The organism is Mesorhizobium huakuii (assembly GCF_014189455.1).
Classification (GTDB): Bacteria; Pseudomonadota; Alphaproteobacteria; order Rhizobiales; family Rhizobiaceae; genus Mesorhizobium; species Mesorhizobium huakuii_A.
Map to the genome: position 1 here is coordinate 4,957,557 of NZ_CP050296.1, position 17,591 is coordinate 4,975,147.

Consider the following 17,591-nt stretch of genomic DNA (forward strand, 5'->3'; position numbering starts at 1 on the left):
TGAATGAAGTTTTCGCGCCTCCGCCTCCTTGGTTTCAAGTCCTTCGTCGAGCCCGGCGAGTTCGTCATCGAACGCGGGCTGACGGGTATTGTCGGGCCGAACGGCTGCGGCAAGTCGAACCTTGTCGAGGCGCTGCGCTGGGTGATGGGCGAAAGCTCGTACAAGAACATGCGCGCGTCCGGCATGGACGACGTCATCTTTTCCGGCTCGGGCACGCGGCCTGCGCGCAACACCGCCGAAGTCACGCTTTTCCTCGACAACAGCGACCGCTCGGCACCGGCCGCCTTCAACGACGCCGATGAATTGCAGGTGTCGCGCCGCATCGAGCGCGAGGCCGGCTCGCTCTACCGCATCAACGGCAAGGAAGCTCGCGCCAAGGATGTGCAGCTTCTGTTCGCCGACCAGTCGACCGGTGCACGCTCGCCGTCCATGGTCGGGCAGGGCCGTATCGGCGAGTTGATCCAGGCCAAGCCGCAGGCGCGCCGTGCGCTGCTTGAAGAGGCCGCCGGCATTTCCGGCCTGCACACCCGCCGCCACGAGGCGGAACTGCGGCTGAAGGCGGCAGAACAGAACCTCGAACGCCTGGACGATGTCGTCGGCGAACTGGAAAGCCAGATCGAAAGCCTCAAGCGCCAGGCGCGCCAGGCATCCCGCTTCAAGAACCTGTCGGCCGATATCCGCAAGGCTGAGGCGACGCTGCTGCATCTGCGCTGGACGCTGGCCAAGACCCAGGAAGGCGAGGCGCGCTCGGCGCTGGCGGTTGCCACCGCCCTGGTCGGCGATCGCGCCGCCGCGCAGATGGCCGCCGCCAGGGAGCAAGGCATCGGCGCTCACCGCTTGCCTGATTTGCGCGACGCTGAAGCCGCGGCCGCCGCTGCCTTCCAGCGCCTGTCGATCGCCAAGTCGCAGATCGAGGAGGAGGCCGGCCGCATCCGCAACCGCCAGGCCGAAATCGAGCGCCGCTTGCAGCAGCTCGACGGCGACATCGCCCGCGAGGAGCGGATGGTGCGCGACAATGCCGATGTTCTCGAACGGCTGCGCACCGAAGAGGCCACACTGAATTCCGAGAACGCCAGCGCCGCGGAGCGCGAGGCCACCACCCGCGCGGCGTTCGAACAGGCGGCATCGACGCTTGCACAAAGCGAAGCCAAACTCGCCGCGCTGACCGCCGAACGGGCCGAGGCCGCCGCCTCGCGTCATCAGATCGAACGCACGCTGCGCGAAACCGCTGAGCGCCGCGACCGCTTCGCCCGCCAGCTCGCCGAGGTCGACCGCGAATTGTCGGACATCCTGTCCAAGGTCGCCGGCCTGCCGGATCCGGCCGAGAAGCGCGTGCTGGTCGAACAGGCGATGGCGCTGCTGGAAGAATCCGAGGCAGCCGTGGCGCAGGCCGAGCAGTCGGTCATCGATGCCCGCGCCGCCGAGAGCGCCGCCCGCCCGCCGCTTCAGGATGCGAGGGCGGAACTGGCGCGGATCGAGACCGAAGCACGCACGCTGGCCAAGATCCTCAACGCCGCCAGCGGCGATCTCTTCCCTTCGGTGCTGGAACAGATCAGCGTCGAGCGCGGCTTCGAGACGGCGCTGGGTGCCGCCCTTGGCGAAGACCTCGACGTGCCGCTCGACCGCAGCGCGCCCGCGCATTGGGGCGAAAGCCAGATCCAGCCCGGCGACGCGGCGCTGCCGGAAGACATCAAGAGCCTCGCCAGCGTGGTTCGCGCGCCGGCGCAGCTTGCCCGCCGCCTGGCGCAGATCGGCATTGTCGAGGCCGCTGACGGCCGCCGTCTGCAGGCGCTGCTCGCGCCGGGCCAGCGTCTGGTCAGCCGTGAAGGCGCGCTGTGGCGCTGGGACGGTCTCACCGCCAGCGCCGATGCGCCGACCGCCGCGCCCAAAGGCTGGCGCAGAAGAACCGGCTTGCCGAACTCGATGCCGAAGCCGTGCAGGCGACACTTGTGCTGCGCCAGGCCGAGGAGGCGCTGGCACAGGCGGAGCAGGCACTTCGCCAGGCTAGCGAGGCCGAACGCAACACGCGCCAGGCCGGACGCGACGCCCAGCACCGGCTGGACGCTGCCCGCAACGCGCTGGCCGAGGCCGAGAAGGCCGGCGGCGAACTGGCGAGCCGGCGCGCGGCACTGGATGAGGCGCGTGCCCGCATCGTCGACAGCCATGAGGAAACCTCCGCGGCCTTCGTCGAGGCCGAAATGCTGCTGCAGGACGCGCCTGATCTCGGCGACCTGCAATTGCAGCTCGAACAGTCCTCGGCCAATGTCTCCCGCGACCGCGCCACGCTTGCCGATGCGCGCGCCGTCCATGAAGGGCTGCGGCGCGAGGCCGAGGCGCGCACGCGCCGGCTGGATGCCATTGGCGCCGAGCGCAGCAACTGGTTGGTCCGCGCCGAAAACGCCTCGACGCAGATCGCCTCGCTCGGCGAACGCAAGGCCGAGGCTGAGGCCGAGCGCGAGCGGCTGGCCGATGCGCCCGACGAGATCGACGCCAAGCGGCGCGCACTGCTGTCGCAACTGACCGAGGCCGAGACCTTGCGTAAGGCGGCCGCCGACCGTCTGCAGGAGGCGGAGAACAGACAAGCCGAATTCGACAAGGCGGCCACATCCGCCATCCAGTCACTGGCCGAGGCGCGCGAAACCCGCGTGCGTGCCGAGGAAAGGCTGACGGCGGCCGACGAACGCCGGCTGGAGGTCGAGGCGCGCATCCAGGAAACGCTGAACACTCCGCCGCATCTGGTCATCCGCCACACCGGCCTGGAAGCTGACGACCCGATGCCCGAAATGGCCGAGATCGAACGCCAGCTCGACCGGCTGAAGATCGAGCGCGAGCGGCTCGGCGCCGTCAATCTGCGCGCCGAGGAAGAGCAGAAGGAACTCTCCGACCGGCTGGAAGCGATCGTCTCCGAGCGCGAGGACATCATCGAGGCGATCCGCAAGCTCAGGCAAGCGATCCAGAGCCTCAACCGCGAGGGCCGCGAGCGGCTGCTGGCCGCCTTCGATGTCGTCAACAGCCACTTCCAGCGGCTGTTCTCACATCTGTTCGGTGGCGGTACGGCGGAATTGCAGCTGATCGAATCCGAGGATCCGCTCGAGGCGGGGCTGGAAATCCTTGCCCGCCCGCCCGGCAAGAAGCCGCAGACCATGACGCTGTTGTCGGGCGGCGAGCAGGCGCTGACGGCGATGTCGCTGATCTTCGCCGTGTTCCTGACCAATCCGGCGCCGATCTGCGTGCTCGACGAAGTCGACGCGCCGCTCGACGATCACAATGTCGAACGCTTCTGCAATCTCATGGACGAGATGGCCAAGACCACCGAGACGCGCTTCGTCATCATCACCCACAACCCGATCACCATGGCGCGCATGGACCGGCTGTTCGGTGTGACCATGGCCGAGCAGGGCGTCAGCCAGCTTGTGTCGGTCGATCTGCAGGCCGCCGAAGCGATGCGCGAGGCGAGCTGAGGCGTCCGGGCTGACAGCGCTCCGGCCCGTGGGACCAGATGCGATTGGCCATCAACTTTTGCGATACATGACCCAGTTTACACACATCGCCACTGCGAGGCCGCCCGCTATACCGATGCAGTCGGCAACCCAGTCGAGCACGTCGAGATCGCGCTCTATCAGCGACGTGCCCTGAAGGACCTCGATCGCGGCCCCGACCAGGGCTAGGAAAATGACCAGCCTGACCTTGCGCCTGGGCCAGCCAAGACCTCCCAAAACAGCCAGGGTGGCGAATGCGCTGGCGTGATTGAGCTTGTCATTGTCGAAACCGATATCGAGCCCGAATTCCTGAAGCTCGGGCACTGGCAACAGCGCAAGGACCAGAACCGCAATAAGCGTGACGACAAAGGCGGTCCATAAGACGACTGAACAGGATGCCATTGTGATCCAACAATGATTTCGACCGCCAAAGATCGAAGCCTGCCGGTGGTTCCGATGCACGAGCAAGGGCAGCGCAGAGCGCTACGATTGCATCGGATGGTCAGAAAAGCAACGAACCTTCGCCGGTGTGGTAGGCGAGACCTCGAGGCGCGTTGGGGGATTTACGCCAGATGCCATTGGCCGAATATAGAAGTGGCGGAGGGGCGACAGTTTGAGTGAATCCGTTTGTCCTGCTTGCGGGGCCGGCGCACCGATGAGGCTTGCGCTGCCCCATCCATCCCTCTCCATGACGAGCGATGGCGCAATTCTCAACCGCCCCGTTGAGAAGGCTTCGTGTCTGAGGTGCGGACATGGCTTTCATGTCACCCCACTGAGACCTGAAGACCGGGACGCCATGTACAGCGATGGATACGATCTCGGCCTGGTCGATCCGGCCGCCGATGCAACTCGGGCACAAGGTTATGCCGATTGCATAGACGAATCCGCTGTCACGCTTCTCGGGCGCGCGCTTCGCCCCAGAAGCGTCGTTGAGTTCGGGGCGGGGACCGGTGCCTTGCTCGAAGACCTTGCGCGGCGATGGCAATTGAGGGAAGCGCTGGGTTTCGAAGCGGCGTCTCAACTGGTCGCGTCGGCCGGGCAGCGGGATCAAGCACAAGCGACGATCCGCCAGGGCTATGCCGAAGAAGCTCTCGGTGAAATTGGCGGACGGTACGACCTCTGCCTCTCGGTAAACGTCCTTGAGCACGCCCTCAATCCAGAGGCGTTCCTTTCCGTGTCCAGGCGTGCCCTCTCGGATGGAGGCCACGTGGTGGTGATCTGCCCGGACGGCGATGTTGCCGACACGGAGTTGTTGTTCCTTGATCATGTCTCGAGTTTCTCCCAACTGTCCCTGCGGATGGTTGCTGCGGCAGCGGGACTGCATGTCATTGGAAGCATTGCGCTGCGTGGACAGCAAAAGGGCTTTCGACTGGCCCTCCTGAATCCCGATGCGACCGCACCGCAGGCTCCCACGGATCACCAGTACCTGTCGCTGGCGCAGGCCCGATCGGATTTCCTGAAGGGCTGGTCGGAAATTGATGATGGCGCGTCGGAGTGGCTGAACGACAGGCCCTATGCGATGTTTGGAGCCGGGGAATTCCGAAATCTGCTGCGGACTTATGCCCCCGGCTGGTCAAGGGAGCCGAAGCATTCCTGACGGACGAGCCGCTCGCGACCACTCTCGACGACCGGCCTTGGCTGAGAGCCGGCGAGTATGCTTCCGCGCATCCCCGGACTATCATAGTGGCCGCCGTCAATCCGCGAAGCTGGCCGGCGCTGGCCGGAAAGTTTCGGGAGAGCGGCATGCACATCGTCCATCCCTACCTCTTTTCCAGCCGTCTTAGGGAGCAGCTGTGACCGAGATCGATCACTACGGGATCAAGGAAACCGCGGTCGTACGCGACGAGATCGATGTTCTGATCGAGGATCTCCGGCTCACCGGCTATACGACGCTCGACGCAGGAGTGACGGGCGTGGAACTGGACGCTTTGTGCCGTGACTTTGACGCTGCCGAAGTGGAATACGCCGAGCAAGCTGCAACCGCGGGCTACGACCTTTCGACGATCGGCGAGCGGGACACGATCCGTGTCCTCCCAAAATACGCTCCGGCGTTCATGGCCATAGCCTTCAATGAGCGGCTGGCGCAGTTGCTCTCAAGGATGCTTGGTGGCTACTACATCGTCAATCAGATCAATGGGCTGATCAACCGCGCCAACAAGAGCAAATACGGGCAGGCGTCCTACCATCGCGACCTTCCCTACCAGCACTTCGTCAGTTCGCGGCCGCTTGCCATAGGTGCCGTGTTTGCACTTGATGATTTCACGGCTGAAAATGGCGCCACCCGGGTCATACCCGCCAGCCATCATCGCGAGGATTTCCCCTCGGACGAGACGGTGCGGCGGCGTCAGATCCGGTAACCGTCCCGCGGGGGACATTCATCATTCTGGACTGCATGCTCTACCACGCCGGGTCGACCAACCACACCGACAGGAACCGGCGCGGTGTGAACCACGTCTTCACCATCCCGATGCTGCGGCAGCAGCTTCATCTCCCGTCGGTCCTGTCCGAGTTTCCGGGATTGAGCGCGGATCAGAAGAAGATTCTCGGATTTGGTCTGGACGAGTACCGCTCGGTGGACGCGTGGTTCGGCGCGCGAGCGAAGAAGTGGATGCTTTAAAAGCAGCACGGCACGCGCCCTGCTTCCGCCGCTACGGGCTTGCCCGCTCGATGGTGACCGATTTGAACGCCACCGCGCCGTTTCCCAGAGCCCAGACTCGAAACTCCATAACCGATGTGTGGTCGAGCGAGAAAAGCAGCTGTTGGGGGCCGTGACTTTCCGCCAGATCCTTCTGAACCAGAACGATCCCGCCCGGCGATGCAGCCGCGTCAAGGCGCAGCGTGGCCGCAGCACTGCTGCTCGCTTCGACGTCAAAGGTAAGGCGATACCTTCCCGGAGCGACACTCACATAAGGACCGTAGTACAGCGCGCCGTTCGCTTCCGGTGGCGCCACAAGCGCCTTCCCGCCGCCGCGATCTTGCAGGGAGCCCACTTGCGTAAGCGCCTGGGCGTCGGCATGAAATGTCACCGGCTGCATGAACCGGACATCCCAACCCGGCAGCTTCGCGGCAATGTTTTCTGCGAACACAAAGATGCCAAGATCGCCGAATTGAAGTTTCCGCGAAACGGGCAGTCCGAGCGCCGCCAACTGCTTCCAGTCGATCTTGTTTGCGTCCTCCTGTGCCAGCAGAAGAAACGTCTCGCCCTTCCACGTATCGGCATTGTACCAACGGTCCGCGGACAGGAAACGCATGGGCATCGGCAGGGCGCTGTCCAGGGTGATCTGCCGAACCAGGACATGCTCATCGGACAACACGCTGACCGAGCCGGCGTTCCAATAGGTGGCGTAGCCATAGGTCAGCCCATTGGCCTGGAGGTAGCGAGCCAAGGCCGACAAATCGGTGGCACGGGGTTTCTGCGGCACCAGGTTCAGATGCGACAGCGTATCCGACCTGACAAATGTCGGGTATGCACTTGTCAGCAATCCGGCAAGGACCACCGCTACGCTGAGGAACTCGATGGGTCTCAGGCGCATGTCGAGAGGCGTGGCCAACGCCACGATGGCCATCGTGACCAGCGCCGGTACCAGGTAACGGGAACTGCCGATCGGATCGGCAAGGTTGGGAATGGTCGTCGCCACTTGCAGAAGGCACACCGACAGAAGCGCCACAGATCCATAGATGGCGAGCGGTCTGACCTCGACGCCCGGCCTCGCCGATGTTGCCACCGACCGCGCGATCAAGGCCACCAGGATGACTGCCACGATCAATCGCAGCGCGCCGTAGAGACCGATCACGGTCAGAAGTCCGCTGCCTCCGGGCGGAGACCCGCCGAAAACCGCCAGGACCTCCTTGCCCAGGACCAGAAGGTTGCCGACGATCGCCTCGTATGGCAGCCATTGGACGGAGGACGCGTCGCGCGCGGCATTGTTTACATGCGCAAAGGTCACTCCATAGAGGATGGTCCCGGCACCTATCGCTGCGCAGATCGAAGCGGTCGCACCCACCAAGGATGCTCTTCCCACACCCGCGTTATGCACTCCAAGCCTGTGGATCGACCACAGCGCGGCGGCGACGAGCGGCATCCCGATGGTAACGATCGCGCGCTGAGGATTGCCCCAGAACTCGGCCGTAATCAGCGCACAGAGGAGAACGCTCCATAGGACGACGTGCTTCGTCGACTTCTCTCTCATCAACCTGACGAGGCAGTAGATCGAGTACAGCGACATGTAGAGAATTGTGCCGTACGATGCCTGTCCGTAGAGATTTTCCGCCAGAACTCCGGACATTCCCGCCGCCACTGAAGCGGTTATCAGCGTCCGCCGTGTCTTACCGATCGGCGCCAGGCCGGCAGCCAGCCAGACGCTGTGCAGCACGAGTATGGATGTGACGAGGCCCGAGATCGCATGAACTGTAAAGCCGGCAGGAAGAACAGCCAGAGCCGGTATGATAAACAGATGGCCGAATACGACGACAATATCATTGTTTCCATAGTACCAGCCTGGCGGGAAGAAATTATGACTGTTGACGATTTCTCGCGCCAGCAAGACCTTCATCGCACTGTCGGAGTGAAAGAGTTTTTTGTATTCCACGAAAACGTAGAATGTGAGGAAGCAGAAATTGATCGCCAGAATTAATACTGCCGCAGGAAACCAATAGGACCTGGCTTTGGACAGTCCCTCTGCAGGCAGATTCTGCTCAGCCAGGATTGTCCGGGACTGCTCCTGGATTGCCATGGTTCGGTTGGGCTCCCCCTAGATCGTGCACGCTGCCTGAAGCCACGGCCGGGCACGACAACTGGCCTAGATGGACCGTTTGGCTTTGCCTTTGTCAACCTGTACGAGACAATCCAAGCCGGTATCAACGGTTCTTGCTGGACGGAGAGGCTGCCGGGCGGGTGCGGTGCGCAACCCCAGCCCAAATGGACAGCTGGCATGCTAAGGTCCAAATGCTGCGGCGCCGGCCGATTCGAGCGAATGGAGAAGCAAACTGGATAACCGTGCCACCGGCATTGCCCTCATTGTTGCGGCCGTATCTTTGCTCACCATGGCCCAAATCATCATCAAGTCTCGCCTGACCGAACATGGGACGGTGCCGTTCAGCTTCGAGGCGGGCTGGCCCTATCTGCTTGGCCTGCTCGCCGACTGGCAGGTTTGGATAGGAGGCCTTGGCCTCGTGGCTTCCAGTCTTTTCTGGTACGCAGGGATATCGAGAATTCCCCTATCGGTGGCCTTCCCGTTTGCAGCCCTGTCCTATCCCCTGATTTTCGCCGGTTCGATCGTGTTCCTGCACGAACGGTTCAGCTGGCAGTCCCTTGCGGGAAACGGCTTGATTGTCCTCGGTGTAGTGCTGGCGGCGACCCAATTGCCTTAGGCCGAATGTCGATTCAGCCTAAGGCGTGCGCTTGCAAGGCTGCTGTTGTCGATGAGGGGCGGGCTGCCTGCGCGAGCAGCGCTGCCTGTCACGGACGTTTTGCCACTACCAGTCGGGATCCGCCGACCGGAAGGGTTAGGCCCGATGCGAGGATCAGGCTTTCGATCCCCATCACGGCCCGCAAAGAGGCATTTGCGGCCCGTCCAAGGCGCAATTCCCTGCCGGCGTCCAACTCCGGGCTCTCGCTTTTGCGCTGCCGCGATAGGAACATCAGCGGCAACAGAAGCGACACGAACGACGTGCTGTAGACGATCTCCAGTCCCACGCCTTCGATCTTTTCATGCAGTTCCCGCTTTTCATAGCGCCGGAAATGAAACGACTGCTTGTCGAGATCGCTCCAAAGCCATTTGTGCTGCGGCACGGAAATGATCACACCCCCTCCGGGCCTTACCGCGCGCTTCAGATTTTCCAGCACGTCGACATCTTCCTCGATGTGCTCGATCACGTCGAACGCCCCCACCACGTCGAATTCCGCGGCATAGGGCAATCGTCTTGCGTCCATCTGCGCAAAGCTTGCCGACGGCACGCGGGCGGCGGCAAAGGGCAGCCCTGCAACGAAGATCTCGGTCCCGACAAGCCGGACGTCAGGAAAGGCGCGGGCGATGCCGCTCAGCACAAACCCAGTGCCACAGCCGATCTCGAGGAACGACCGGAATTGCGGAAAGAACCGCCTCAGGGTGCGAACGATGATGGTATTGCGGGCCTCGAACCAGAAATTGCCTGCTTCGCGCTGAGCGAGTTCAGCAAAGAAGGTCTCGTGGAACCCCCCGCCTTGGTTTGCCATTTCTGGCGCCCAGGCGGGGAAGCCGTTCAGGCTGGTGGGAACGAAGCCGCAGGCCGGACAGCCAGCGTCCAGGGATGCATGGTGCAGACTGCAGCGCGGGCAAACGATCATGTGTCGGCTCAAGCCTTGCTAACGAGCACGGCCAGGCCGAAGCCGGTCTTCCCGTAACCATTGCCGTTGTAGAGCATGTAGCGCTGCCCCCCATGATCGAACACATAGGGATACTCGATCATCTCGCAATCCCAGCCTGACTCTGAGCTCGCGATGCCCACGGCGTGGTCGAGCCGGGTCCAGTTCAGGCCGTCGGCCGACTCGGCATAGCCAATGCGATAGCGGTCGCCGCGATAGGCATACCACATGCGCCACAGCTCGCCGTCTCTCACAACCGATGGGCGAGATATCGCATATTCCTGTTCGTTCGCGAAACCGATGGCGACCCGTCCGTCACGGCGCCAGTGGATGCCGTCGTCGGAACTCGCATATTTGATATGGTAGCGGTGTCGTGGCCCATCGGCCAACTGGGTCCACCCGACGCAAGACAAGTACCACATGTGCCAGAGGCCGGCCTCATGCAGCACACAGCAGCTGCCGACAAAATGTGGCTCAGTCATCGAGCGATCAATCAGCGGACCCGCGGCGAAGCGTGAAAACGGGCCGTCAACCGACGCCGTGGCGAGGCCAATGGCATTGCGAAAGGGAACGGTGACGCCCAGATTCCAGCCGATATAGTAGAGATATCTCGTCGGACCCACGACCGTGAGCCAGCTCGCCAGGGCGCCGCTGTCATCAAATTCGCCGAGGTTTCCCGGCACCAGGACAGGCGACCGAGCTACCTCGAGAATCCGCGCCGGCGACGAAAGGTCGACGATAACATAGCCGGTGTGCGAGCGTTGCGATGCATCGCGAGACCCGAAATAGATTCTGAACAGATCGCCCGATACGTGCTCGGCGATCGGCACGGTGGCGTGCGAGCGCATCCATTCGATATCGCCGGTCGGACAGAACAGGCGACCGAGTTTCTCCCATCGCACCGCGTCAAATCCTTCTCAGCCGCGAGCTCGGCACTTTCGACCGCTCCGTCGCGTTGCCGAGATAGACGCCGTCGGGCGCCGCATCCGCCAGGATCAACGCTCCTGCGCCGATCACGCACCTCTCGCCCACACGGATATGATCGCGCAGCGTCGCGTTGACCCCCAGGAAGCAGGCCTCACCGATATCGACCCCGCCCGAGACCACGATATGCGAGGCAAGAAAGCAATGATCGGCAATACGGGAGTGGTGCCCGATGTGATTGCCACTCCACAGCGTCACGTTGTTGCCGATCGATGCGAAAGGTTGAACGACATTGTGCTCGAGAATGAAGCAGTTTTCGCCGATTTTGCCGTCGTTGAGCATGGTGGCCTTGGAACTGACATAGCTGGCGAAATCATAGCCCAGCGCTTTGAGTGCCAGATATTTTTCGCGGCGAACCTCATTCAGCTTGCTGTAGCTGAGCGCCACGAACGCAATATGGCTGTTCGGCGGATATTCTCGGGTCAATGCCTCGAATGGCACGACAGGGAGGCCCGCCAGCCGGTCCTGGGTCAGGAATGCAGTGTCCACGGCAAAGGCGGCGACATCGTAAGAGGAATCGCGGGTGAAATAGTAGTGGGCAAGCTCAGCGATATCGCCTGCTCCGAATATGACGATGGGCCGCTTCATGACTTCCTGACCAGGATGGTAAATTCATAGAGACCATAGTCGTGCAGCAGTGCCACGCGCTGCGCATATTTTTTCTTGCAGATGTCGAAAAGGTGCGTTGGATCGGCATAGAACAGATCGGCTCTTCTCTTGTCCGGATCCGAATAGGAGGTAAGGCAATTGAAGGCGAAGCCGCGCCGGCTGGTGGCATGGAGGACGTCCAGCGTCGACTCCAGATAAGCCGCCCATTGATCATCCGGACGTGTCAGCCTGACGTTGAAGATACCGCTCGCGAAGCCGAAATCGGCAATCTGCGCCGGCACTGATCCGACGGCAAACTGCGCTTGGGAATGATCACCAAAAAGTGTGGCGGCTGCTTCAATCATCTCTGCAGCCACATCGCAGCCATAGTACCGTATGCCGGGAAAGCGATCGGCGAGGAACGGCAGCAAAGCACCGTAGCCGCACCCGAGGTCGTTGACCGTGAAGTCGCCCGGCAGGTCGATCAACGATGCCAATTGTCTGAAGCGAAGGATCTGGCCTTCTTCCGTATTCCAATCCACACCCTTCGGACTGGGGCCGTGCGCCTGCACCTTGTCGCCATAGTAGCGGGCGACTTCAAGCAACATTGCCCCGCTTTTGTCCGTTGCCGGGGCGCCAATAGACGTCATGGGCATAACCATCGGTGGGTTTTCGCTCACAGAATCGTGTATCCAAGTCTAAATGGGCGGTTCCGCGAATGATACCGGAATTGAATTTTGTTTCCCCGTTGACTAGACAGCCGCTGACAAAGACGCCGGACGGCTCCGCGTTGCTGGGCGGGTCAGATGAGCGCTATCCCCTGATCGACGGCATCCCGCAACTGCTCATCCGCTCCGGCCAGGTGCAGGCCTCTTCCGACAGCCATGCCTATTACCGCGAGCGGGCAAGCGAATATGATCATGGCATCGAGGTAATGTTTGCCATGTTCCTTGCGGACGAGGAGCAAACGCGCAGGGACATGTTTGCCCAACTCGAGCTTCGGCCGGATAGCAGGGTGCTCGAGATCGGTTGCGGAACCTGCCGCGACACCATCCATCTGCTGGATATGCCCATTGACGTATTTGCCGGCGACCTGTCCCTCGAAATGGTGCTGACGGGTCGGGACCGGCTGCTCCGCGCCGAGAAGAACACTTCGCGCCTGCAGTTGTTCTGCGCCGATGTGATGCACTTGCCTTTCGCGGATGGATTCTTCGATGCGGCCTATCATTTCGGCGGCTTCAACCTGTTCCCCGACTACAAGGAAGCTTTGGCTGAAATCACCCGCGTCGTGAAGCCGAACGGGCGGGTCGTGGTCGGCGACGAAGGAATCGCGCCCTGGTTGGCAAACAGCGAATTCGCCAGGATACTGGAAAACTCCAATCCCCTGTTTCGCCATCGTGCGCCGCTGGACTGCATCCCGGTCGATGCGCGACAGGTCGGCTGCCGGTGGATTCTCGGCGGGTCCTTCTATCTGATCAGCTTCGTGAAGGGCCAGGGAGAGCCGCCGCTCAATCTCGACGTCACGTTCCCCGGACGACGGGGCGGATCGCACCGGACCCGCTATTTCGGCAAGCTGGAGGGCGTTGCCCCCGCATTGCGCGACCGAGTGCTGGATGCGGCGGCGGCCGAGGGGATATCCGTGGTCGCCTGGCTGGAAAAAACACTTGGCCGAGCTGTGCAGAATGCTCCGAGTGATGGCGTCGACGACTAGCTAGTCGCGCACCCTCTCCGGCCCAAGGGATGACCGATCTTCAACGGCGGCATGACCATCGACCTGCCCCTCAATCCCTGTCGCAGGGCCACGATGAATATCTCGAATTATCGTGTAGGGACGACGTTTGGTTTCGGACAGTATGTTGGCAATATATACGCTAAGAATGCCGAGAGTGAGCATCGTCACGCCACCAAAGAACCATATGGAAATGATTATGGAGGTAAATCCGGTAACGCCTATACCATATGTGAGGTATCTGGTAACGTAATATAAGACAGATAATATTGATAATATCGAAATCGCCAATCCAGAATATAGTATGATATATAAAAGTTTTGTGGACGTCGTCATCAAATAGCGCGTCGCCATTTGAATGCGCCGGCTGAGTGAATAGGTCGTTGGGGATAAAGCGTGCTTGACGACGAGCTGCGAATCCTGCCGGAAACCGGTCAGCTGAAACAGATGGGCGATGATAAACTCATGATCCTGATGGCTGACGAGCGCGGCGACGTAGGCGCGTGTCATCAGCCGCGCGATCACCAAATTACGTGGCAGCTGCAGGTCGCTCAGCGCATTGGTGATTGAGAAGAACAGCGTGCCGGTCCATCTCTCAAAGGTGCCGCCACGTCGAGCTTTCTGCACCCCATAGACCACATCGAGTTTCTGTTCCGACATCTGGTCGGCAAAGGACAACAGCCACTCGGGCTCTTCCTCGAGATCGCTGTCGATGAGGAACACCCGATCGCCCTTGGCGTGGGCCAGCCCGGTCATGATCGCCTTGTGGTGGCCGAAATTCCGCGACAGGTCGATGACTGTGACGTGCCGATCAACCATGCTGCGCGCGACCGCCAGGTCCAGGCTGCCATCGGGAGAGCCGTCATTGACGAGGATGATCTCGAATTCATCCCCGACCAGGCGGTGCGCCACGGCAGAGATCCGGTCGCAAAACTCGGCGATATGGGACTCTGACTTGTAGAGCGTGCTGACGACGGAAAGCTTCATGAGGGGACGGGTCCGTTGCTGCGCCAAGCGCTTCCGCCCGACGTCTCATTTCAGCTATCGTTGCCCCAGGAAAAGCAACACCGTCAACCTGGCTTCCTTCATTCTACGTCCTCAGCGCCGAAATCGGATGTTCTCGCGCCCAATTTCCCAAGTTGGCTTGCTCAAGCCGCCAATTAATGGAACTGTCCTGGTTGAAGTACAGGAGGTACTTTCTTTCGGCGACACCAGTAGCGCCGTTTGGCGGGGGGACGACAGTGTCCGATTCTTTGAACAAGCCTTTGCGGACTGCAGGGTCGCTGCCTGTTGCATTCAATCGCCTGCACTTGACCGGACGGGAGATGCTCTACATCGCTGAGGCGCGAGTCGCCCAGCACATGTCCGGTGACGGGACCTTCACCAAACGCTGCCATGCCTGGATAGAGGAGCATGTCGGCTGCGCAAAGGCGCTGCTGACCCATTCATGCACGGCGGCGCTGGAGATGTCGGCTCTCCTGCTGGATATTGTTCCCGGCGACGAAATCATCATGCCGTCTTACACATTCACATCGACCGCGAATGCGTTTGTGCTGCGCGGCGGCGTGCCCGTATTCGTCGACATAAGGGAGGATACCCTCAGGGCTGTTCAACGCTAACATCTTTGTGATCGGCTTTGATGCGTCGCGGGCAAAAAGGGCGATTCCCTCCGGGAGATTTGTCTGAATCTATGCAGGGCAACCAATCATGAGGGTTGCACCGTTGCCCGGCACATTGCTGTCATTGTTTTCGCAGATCCCCGATCCACGCCGTGGCCAGGGGCAGATGTATCCCCAGGCGCCGATCCTGCTGTTCACGGTGCTGGCGATGCTGGCCGGGGCGGTTTCGTATCGTCAGGTCCACGCCTTCATCCGCATCCATCTTGTCCGCCTGAACGGCGTGTTCGGGGTCTCGGTGCGAAAGGCCCCAGCCTACTCGACGGTGCGGTTCATCCTTCGCGGTCTCGACGGGGCGGAGGTCGAAAGGGTGTTCCGCCAGCATGCGGCCGGCCTGCCGACGCCCCCGGCCCAAGAGCCGGACGACGCCATGCCGGACGACGTCATGCCGGCGTGCGTGGCCATTGACGGCAAGACGCTGCGCGGCAGCTTCGACGCCTTCAACGATCGCAAAGCGGCGCATCTGCTGAGTGCTTTCGCCAGCGATGGTCAGATCATCCTCGGCCATCTGGCGATCGATGAGAAGAGCAACGAAATCCCCGCCGCCCAGGACTTGATCGCCACGCTGGGCCTGACCGGGCGCATGTTCACTCTCGACGCCATGCATGCCCAAAAAAACCTTCGCCGTAGCCCTGGCCACGGGTAACCATCTGCTGGTTCAACTCAAGGAGAACCAGCCCAATCTGGATGACGAGATTCGCGCCATCGTCGACAGCCGCACTCCCAGCGACACGGCCTCCTCACGCGACACAGTGCGATCCCGGCAGGAGGATCGAACCGTGGACGTCTTTCCCGTCGGCAAGGCCCTCGTCGACAGCGAATGGCAGCCCTTCGTCAAGACCATCATCCGCGTCACCCGCCAAACTTGGCTCCGCAGTGCCGCCACGGGCATGTGGCAGCCGCGCGGCGAGGTCTCATACTATATCTCCTCCGAACAGGGTCTCCCCGCCAAGACTTGGGCCGCCATCATCCGAGGCCACTGGGGCATCGAGAACCGCAACCACTATGTCCGCGACGTGTCCTGCGACGAGGACCGCAGCCGTATCCGCGACAACCCCGGCATCATGGCCAGAGCCCGCAGCTTCGCCCTCAACATCCTGCGTCACAACGGCACGAAAAACGTCGCTCAAGCCCTCTGGAACGGCGCTCTCTCCCTCGATCTCATCCTCGCTTACAAGGCTCTGTAATCAGCGTTGAACAGCCCTGAGGATACCCTCAACCTCGACGAGCGCCTGATAGAGGCCGCGATAACCCCAAGGACACGGGCGATCGTGGTGGTCCACTATGCCGGAGTGGGCTGCGAGATGGACGCAATACTTGATATCGCGCACCGGCATGGCCTCAAGATCGTGGAAGATGCCGCCCAGGGTGCCATGGCACGCTACAAGGGGCGGCCGCTCGGCAGCATCGGCGATCTTGGGGCGCTAAGCTTCCATGAGACCAAGAACCTGATTTCGGGTGAGGGCGGGGCGCTGCTGATCAATGACCCCGAGCTGAGCCAGCGGGCTGAGATCATTCGCGAAAAGGGAACTGACCGCAGCCGGTTCTTCCGCGGCGAGGTCGACAAATACACCTGGCAGGACGTCGGCTCCTCCTATCTCCCCAGCGATTTGCTGGCGGCATTCCTGCTCGCACAGTTCGAAGATGCGGGGACGATCACCGCGGAGCGCTTGCGGATTTGGAACCGCTATCACGAGCTGCTGGCGCCGCTGGAGCAGGCCGGGCAGCTTCGTCGACCAATCGTTCCGGCCGAGTGCGAACACAATGCGCATCTCTACTACGTGCTGCTGCCCGAGGGCGTTGACAGGCGTGGCGTGCTGGCCGATTTCCAGGAAAATGGCATCGCCGCCATTTTCCACTATGTTCCGCTGCACGAATCGCCGGCGGGCCGACGCTACTGCCGGACACATGGCGATCTGCGCGTCACCACCGAAGCCGCCGCGCGCCTGATCAGACTGCCGCTGTGGTATGGCCTCAGTCTCGCTGCCCAGGAGGGCGTGGCCGCGGTGCTGAGCGCCGGTCACCGCTGAACAATCCGTAAGGATGTTGAGCTATTCCCAGGATTCTTGGGTGAGTGAAGCTGCGAGCAGATGACGAAGCGGGTGGCCATTCTCCAGTCGAACTATATCCCCTGGAAGGGATATTTCGACCTCATCGCTGCGGTCGACGAGTTCATCCTCTACGACGACATGCAATATACCCGTCGCGACTGGCGCAATCGCAACAAGATCAAGACGCCCGCCGGAGCCCAATGGCTGACCGTGCCTGTCGTGACCAAGGGAAAATACCTTCAGAAGATCCTCGAAACCGAGATAGACGGCGCCGACTGGGCTCAATCGCACTGGCGGCAGCTGCAACAAAACTACCGCCGGGCAAGCTGCTTTTCGGAAATAGCCGAATGGGTGGAGCCGCTCTATGGCCGCCACTATACGCACATATCGGACCTGAACCGCTGCTTCATCGCGGCAATATGCGGGTATTTGGGGATCACCACGGCCATCACGTCGTCCAGCGCGTACCAGCTCAACGGTGCCAAAACCGAGCGTTTGGCTGACATTTGTGCCCAGGCGGGAGGAACGGTCTACGTTTCAGGGCCGTCCGCAAAGGACTACATCGTGCCCGACGTCTTCGAGCTCAAGGGAATCAATCTCGAATGGTTCGACTATGAGGGTTATCCTGCCTACCCGCAGCTCTGGACGGGATTCATCCACCAGGTGTCGATCCTCGATCTGCTGTTCAACTGCGGAAAGCAATCGCCTCAGTTTATGAGGTTCGTCGCCAAGCGGGCCTAG

17 protein-coding genes and 1 pseudogene are annotated in these 17,591 nt (G+C 61.6%); 11 read left to right on the forward strand and 7 right to left on the reverse strand.

Annotated elements, in window-relative coordinates:
• Positions 1-3 precede the first annotated feature (3 nt).
• Positions 4-3,461 (forward strand): annotated as a pseudogene (gene smc, locus HB778_RS23870) (chromosome segregation protein SMC).
• Positions 3,462-3,512: 51 nt separating this feature from the next.
• Here smc and HB778_RS23875 read toward each other — a convergent pair.
• Positions 3,513-3,881 carry a hypothetical protein gene (locus tag HB778_RS23875; protein ID WP_183457497.1) on the reverse strand — a complete coding sequence of 123 codons (369 nt, stop codon included), beginning with the start codon at positions 3,879-3,881 and terminating at the stop codon, positions 3,513-3,515.
• A 394-nt stretch (positions 3,882-4,275) separates the two neighbouring features.
• Here HB778_RS23875 and HB778_RS23880 point away from each other — a divergent pair, with 394 nt between their 5' ends.
• The 3 genes from HB778_RS23880 (at position 4,276) to HB778_RS41605 (ending at position 6,096) form a co-directional block, all read left to right on the forward strand.
• The gene (locus HB778_RS23880) at positions 4,276-5,076 is read left to right on the forward strand and encodes a class I SAM-dependent methyltransferase (protein WP_183457499.1); all 801 of its coding nucleotides are present in this window, start codon (positions 4,276-4,278) and stop codon (positions 5,074-5,076) included.
• A gap of 196 nt (positions 5,077-5,272) precedes the next feature.
• Positions 5,273-5,836 (forward strand): phytanoyl-CoA dioxygenase family protein, encoded by a 564-nt coding sequence (locus HB778_RS23885; protein WP_244661586.1) that lies wholly within the window; start codon positions 5,273-5,275, stop codon positions 5,834-5,836.
• Between the two features lie 35 nt (positions 5,837-5,871).
• Entirely contained in the window at positions 5,872-6,096 is a 225-nt protein-coding gene (locus HB778_RS41605) for a hypothetical protein (protein ID WP_244661587.1), read from the forward strand.
• A 31-nt stretch (positions 6,097-6,127) separates the two neighbouring features.
• Here HB778_RS41605 and HB778_RS23890 read toward each other — a convergent pair whose 3' ends face one another.
• Positions 6,128-8,212, reverse strand: a complete 2,085-nt coding sequence (locus HB778_RS23890) for a hypothetical protein (RefSeq protein ID WP_183457501.1) — start codon at positions 8,210-8,212, stop codon at positions 6,128-6,130.
• A 310-nt stretch (positions 8,213-8,522) separates the two neighbouring features.
• On the opposite strand from HB778_RS23890, the gene HB778_RS23895 reads away from it, so the two are divergent.
• Positions 8,523-8,849 carry an EamA family transporter gene (locus HB778_RS23895; protein ID WP_183457503.1) on the forward strand — a complete coding sequence of 109 codons (327 nt, stop codon included), beginning with the start codon at positions 8,523-8,525 and terminating at the stop codon, positions 8,847-8,849.
• 88 nt (positions 8,850-8,937) lie between these two features.
• Here HB778_RS23895 and HB778_RS23900 read toward each other — a convergent pair whose 3' ends face one another.
• From HB778_RS23900 to HB778_RS23915, 4 genes are read right to left on the reverse strand one after another with little or no spacing between them, the layout of a single operon-like run.
• Positions 8,938-9,804, reverse strand: a complete 867-nt coding sequence (locus HB778_RS23900) for a class I SAM-dependent methyltransferase (protein WP_183457505.1) — start codon at positions 9,802-9,804, stop codon at positions 8,938-8,940.
• 8 nt (positions 9,805-9,812) lie between these two features.
• Positions 9,813-10,724, reverse strand: coding sequence for a hypothetical protein (locus HB778_RS23905; protein ID WP_244661588.1), 912 nt, complete (start codon positions 10,722-10,724; stop codon positions 9,813-9,815).
• Between the two features lie 4 nt (positions 10,725-10,728).
• On the reverse strand, positions 10,729-11,394 hold the full coding sequence (locus HB778_RS23910; protein ID WP_183457509.1) for an acetyltransferase: 666 nt from the start codon (positions 11,392-11,394) through the stop codon (positions 10,729-10,731).
• Positions 11,391-12,044 (reverse strand): class I SAM-dependent methyltransferase, encoded by a 654-nt coding sequence (locus tag HB778_RS23915; protein WP_183457511.1) that lies wholly within the window; start codon positions 12,042-12,044, stop codon positions 11,391-11,393. The genes HB778_RS23910 and HB778_RS23915 overlap by 4 nt, the downstream gene beginning before the upstream one ends.
• Before the next feature lie 68 nt (positions 12,045-12,112).
• Between HB778_RS23915 and HB778_RS23920 the strand changes: the two genes are divergently transcribed.
• The gene (locus HB778_RS23920) at positions 12,113-13,105 is read left to right on the forward strand and encodes a methyltransferase domain-containing protein (RefSeq protein WP_183457513.1); all 993 of its coding nucleotides are present in this window, start codon (positions 12,113-12,115) and stop codon (positions 13,103-13,105) included.
• Here the strand turns inward: HB778_RS23920 and HB778_RS23925 are convergent, their stop codons facing one another.
• Positions 13,106-14,110, reverse strand: a complete 1,005-nt coding sequence (locus tag HB778_RS23925; protein WP_183457515.1) for a glycosyltransferase family 2 protein — start codon at positions 14,108-14,110, stop codon at positions 13,106-13,108.
• A gap of 338 nt (positions 14,111-14,448) precedes the next feature.
• Here HB778_RS23925 and HB778_RS41075 point away from each other — a divergent pair, with 338 nt between their 5' ends.
• The 5 genes from HB778_RS41075 (at position 14,449) to HB778_RS23950 (ending at position 17,591) form a co-directional block, all read left to right on the forward strand.
• The gene (locus HB778_RS41075) at positions 14,449-14,742 is read left to right on the forward strand and encodes an aminotransferase class I/II-fold pyridoxal phosphate-dependent enzyme (RefSeq protein ID WP_210308036.1); all 294 of its coding nucleotides are present in this window, start codon (positions 14,449-14,451) and stop codon (positions 14,740-14,742) included.
• Positions 14,743-14,830: 88 nt separating this feature from the next.
• On the forward strand, positions 14,831-15,445 hold the full coding sequence (locus HB778_RS42840) for an ISAs1 family transposase (RefSeq protein WP_183456831.1): 615 nt from the start codon (positions 14,831-14,833) through the stop codon (positions 15,443-15,445).
• Positions 15,405-15,986 carry an ISAs1 family transposase gene (locus HB778_RS42845; RefSeq protein ID WP_183455035.1) on the forward strand — a complete coding sequence of 194 codons (582 nt, stop codon included), beginning with the start codon at positions 15,405-15,407 and terminating at the stop codon, positions 15,984-15,986. Before HB778_RS42840 ends, HB778_RS42845 begins: the two co-directional genes overlap by 41 nt.
• A gap of 6 nt (positions 15,987-15,992) precedes the next feature.
• Positions 15,993-16,829: a dTDP-4-amino-4,6-dideoxygalactose transaminase gene (rffA, locus tag HB778_RS23945; protein ID WP_183457519.1), complete on the forward strand. Its 837-nt coding sequence runs from the start codon at positions 15,993-15,995 to the stop codon at positions 16,827-16,829.
• 72 nt (positions 16,830-16,901) lie between these two features.
• Entirely contained in the window at positions 16,902-17,591 is a 690-nt protein-coding gene (locus HB778_RS23950) for a WbqC family protein (protein WP_244661589.1), read from the forward strand.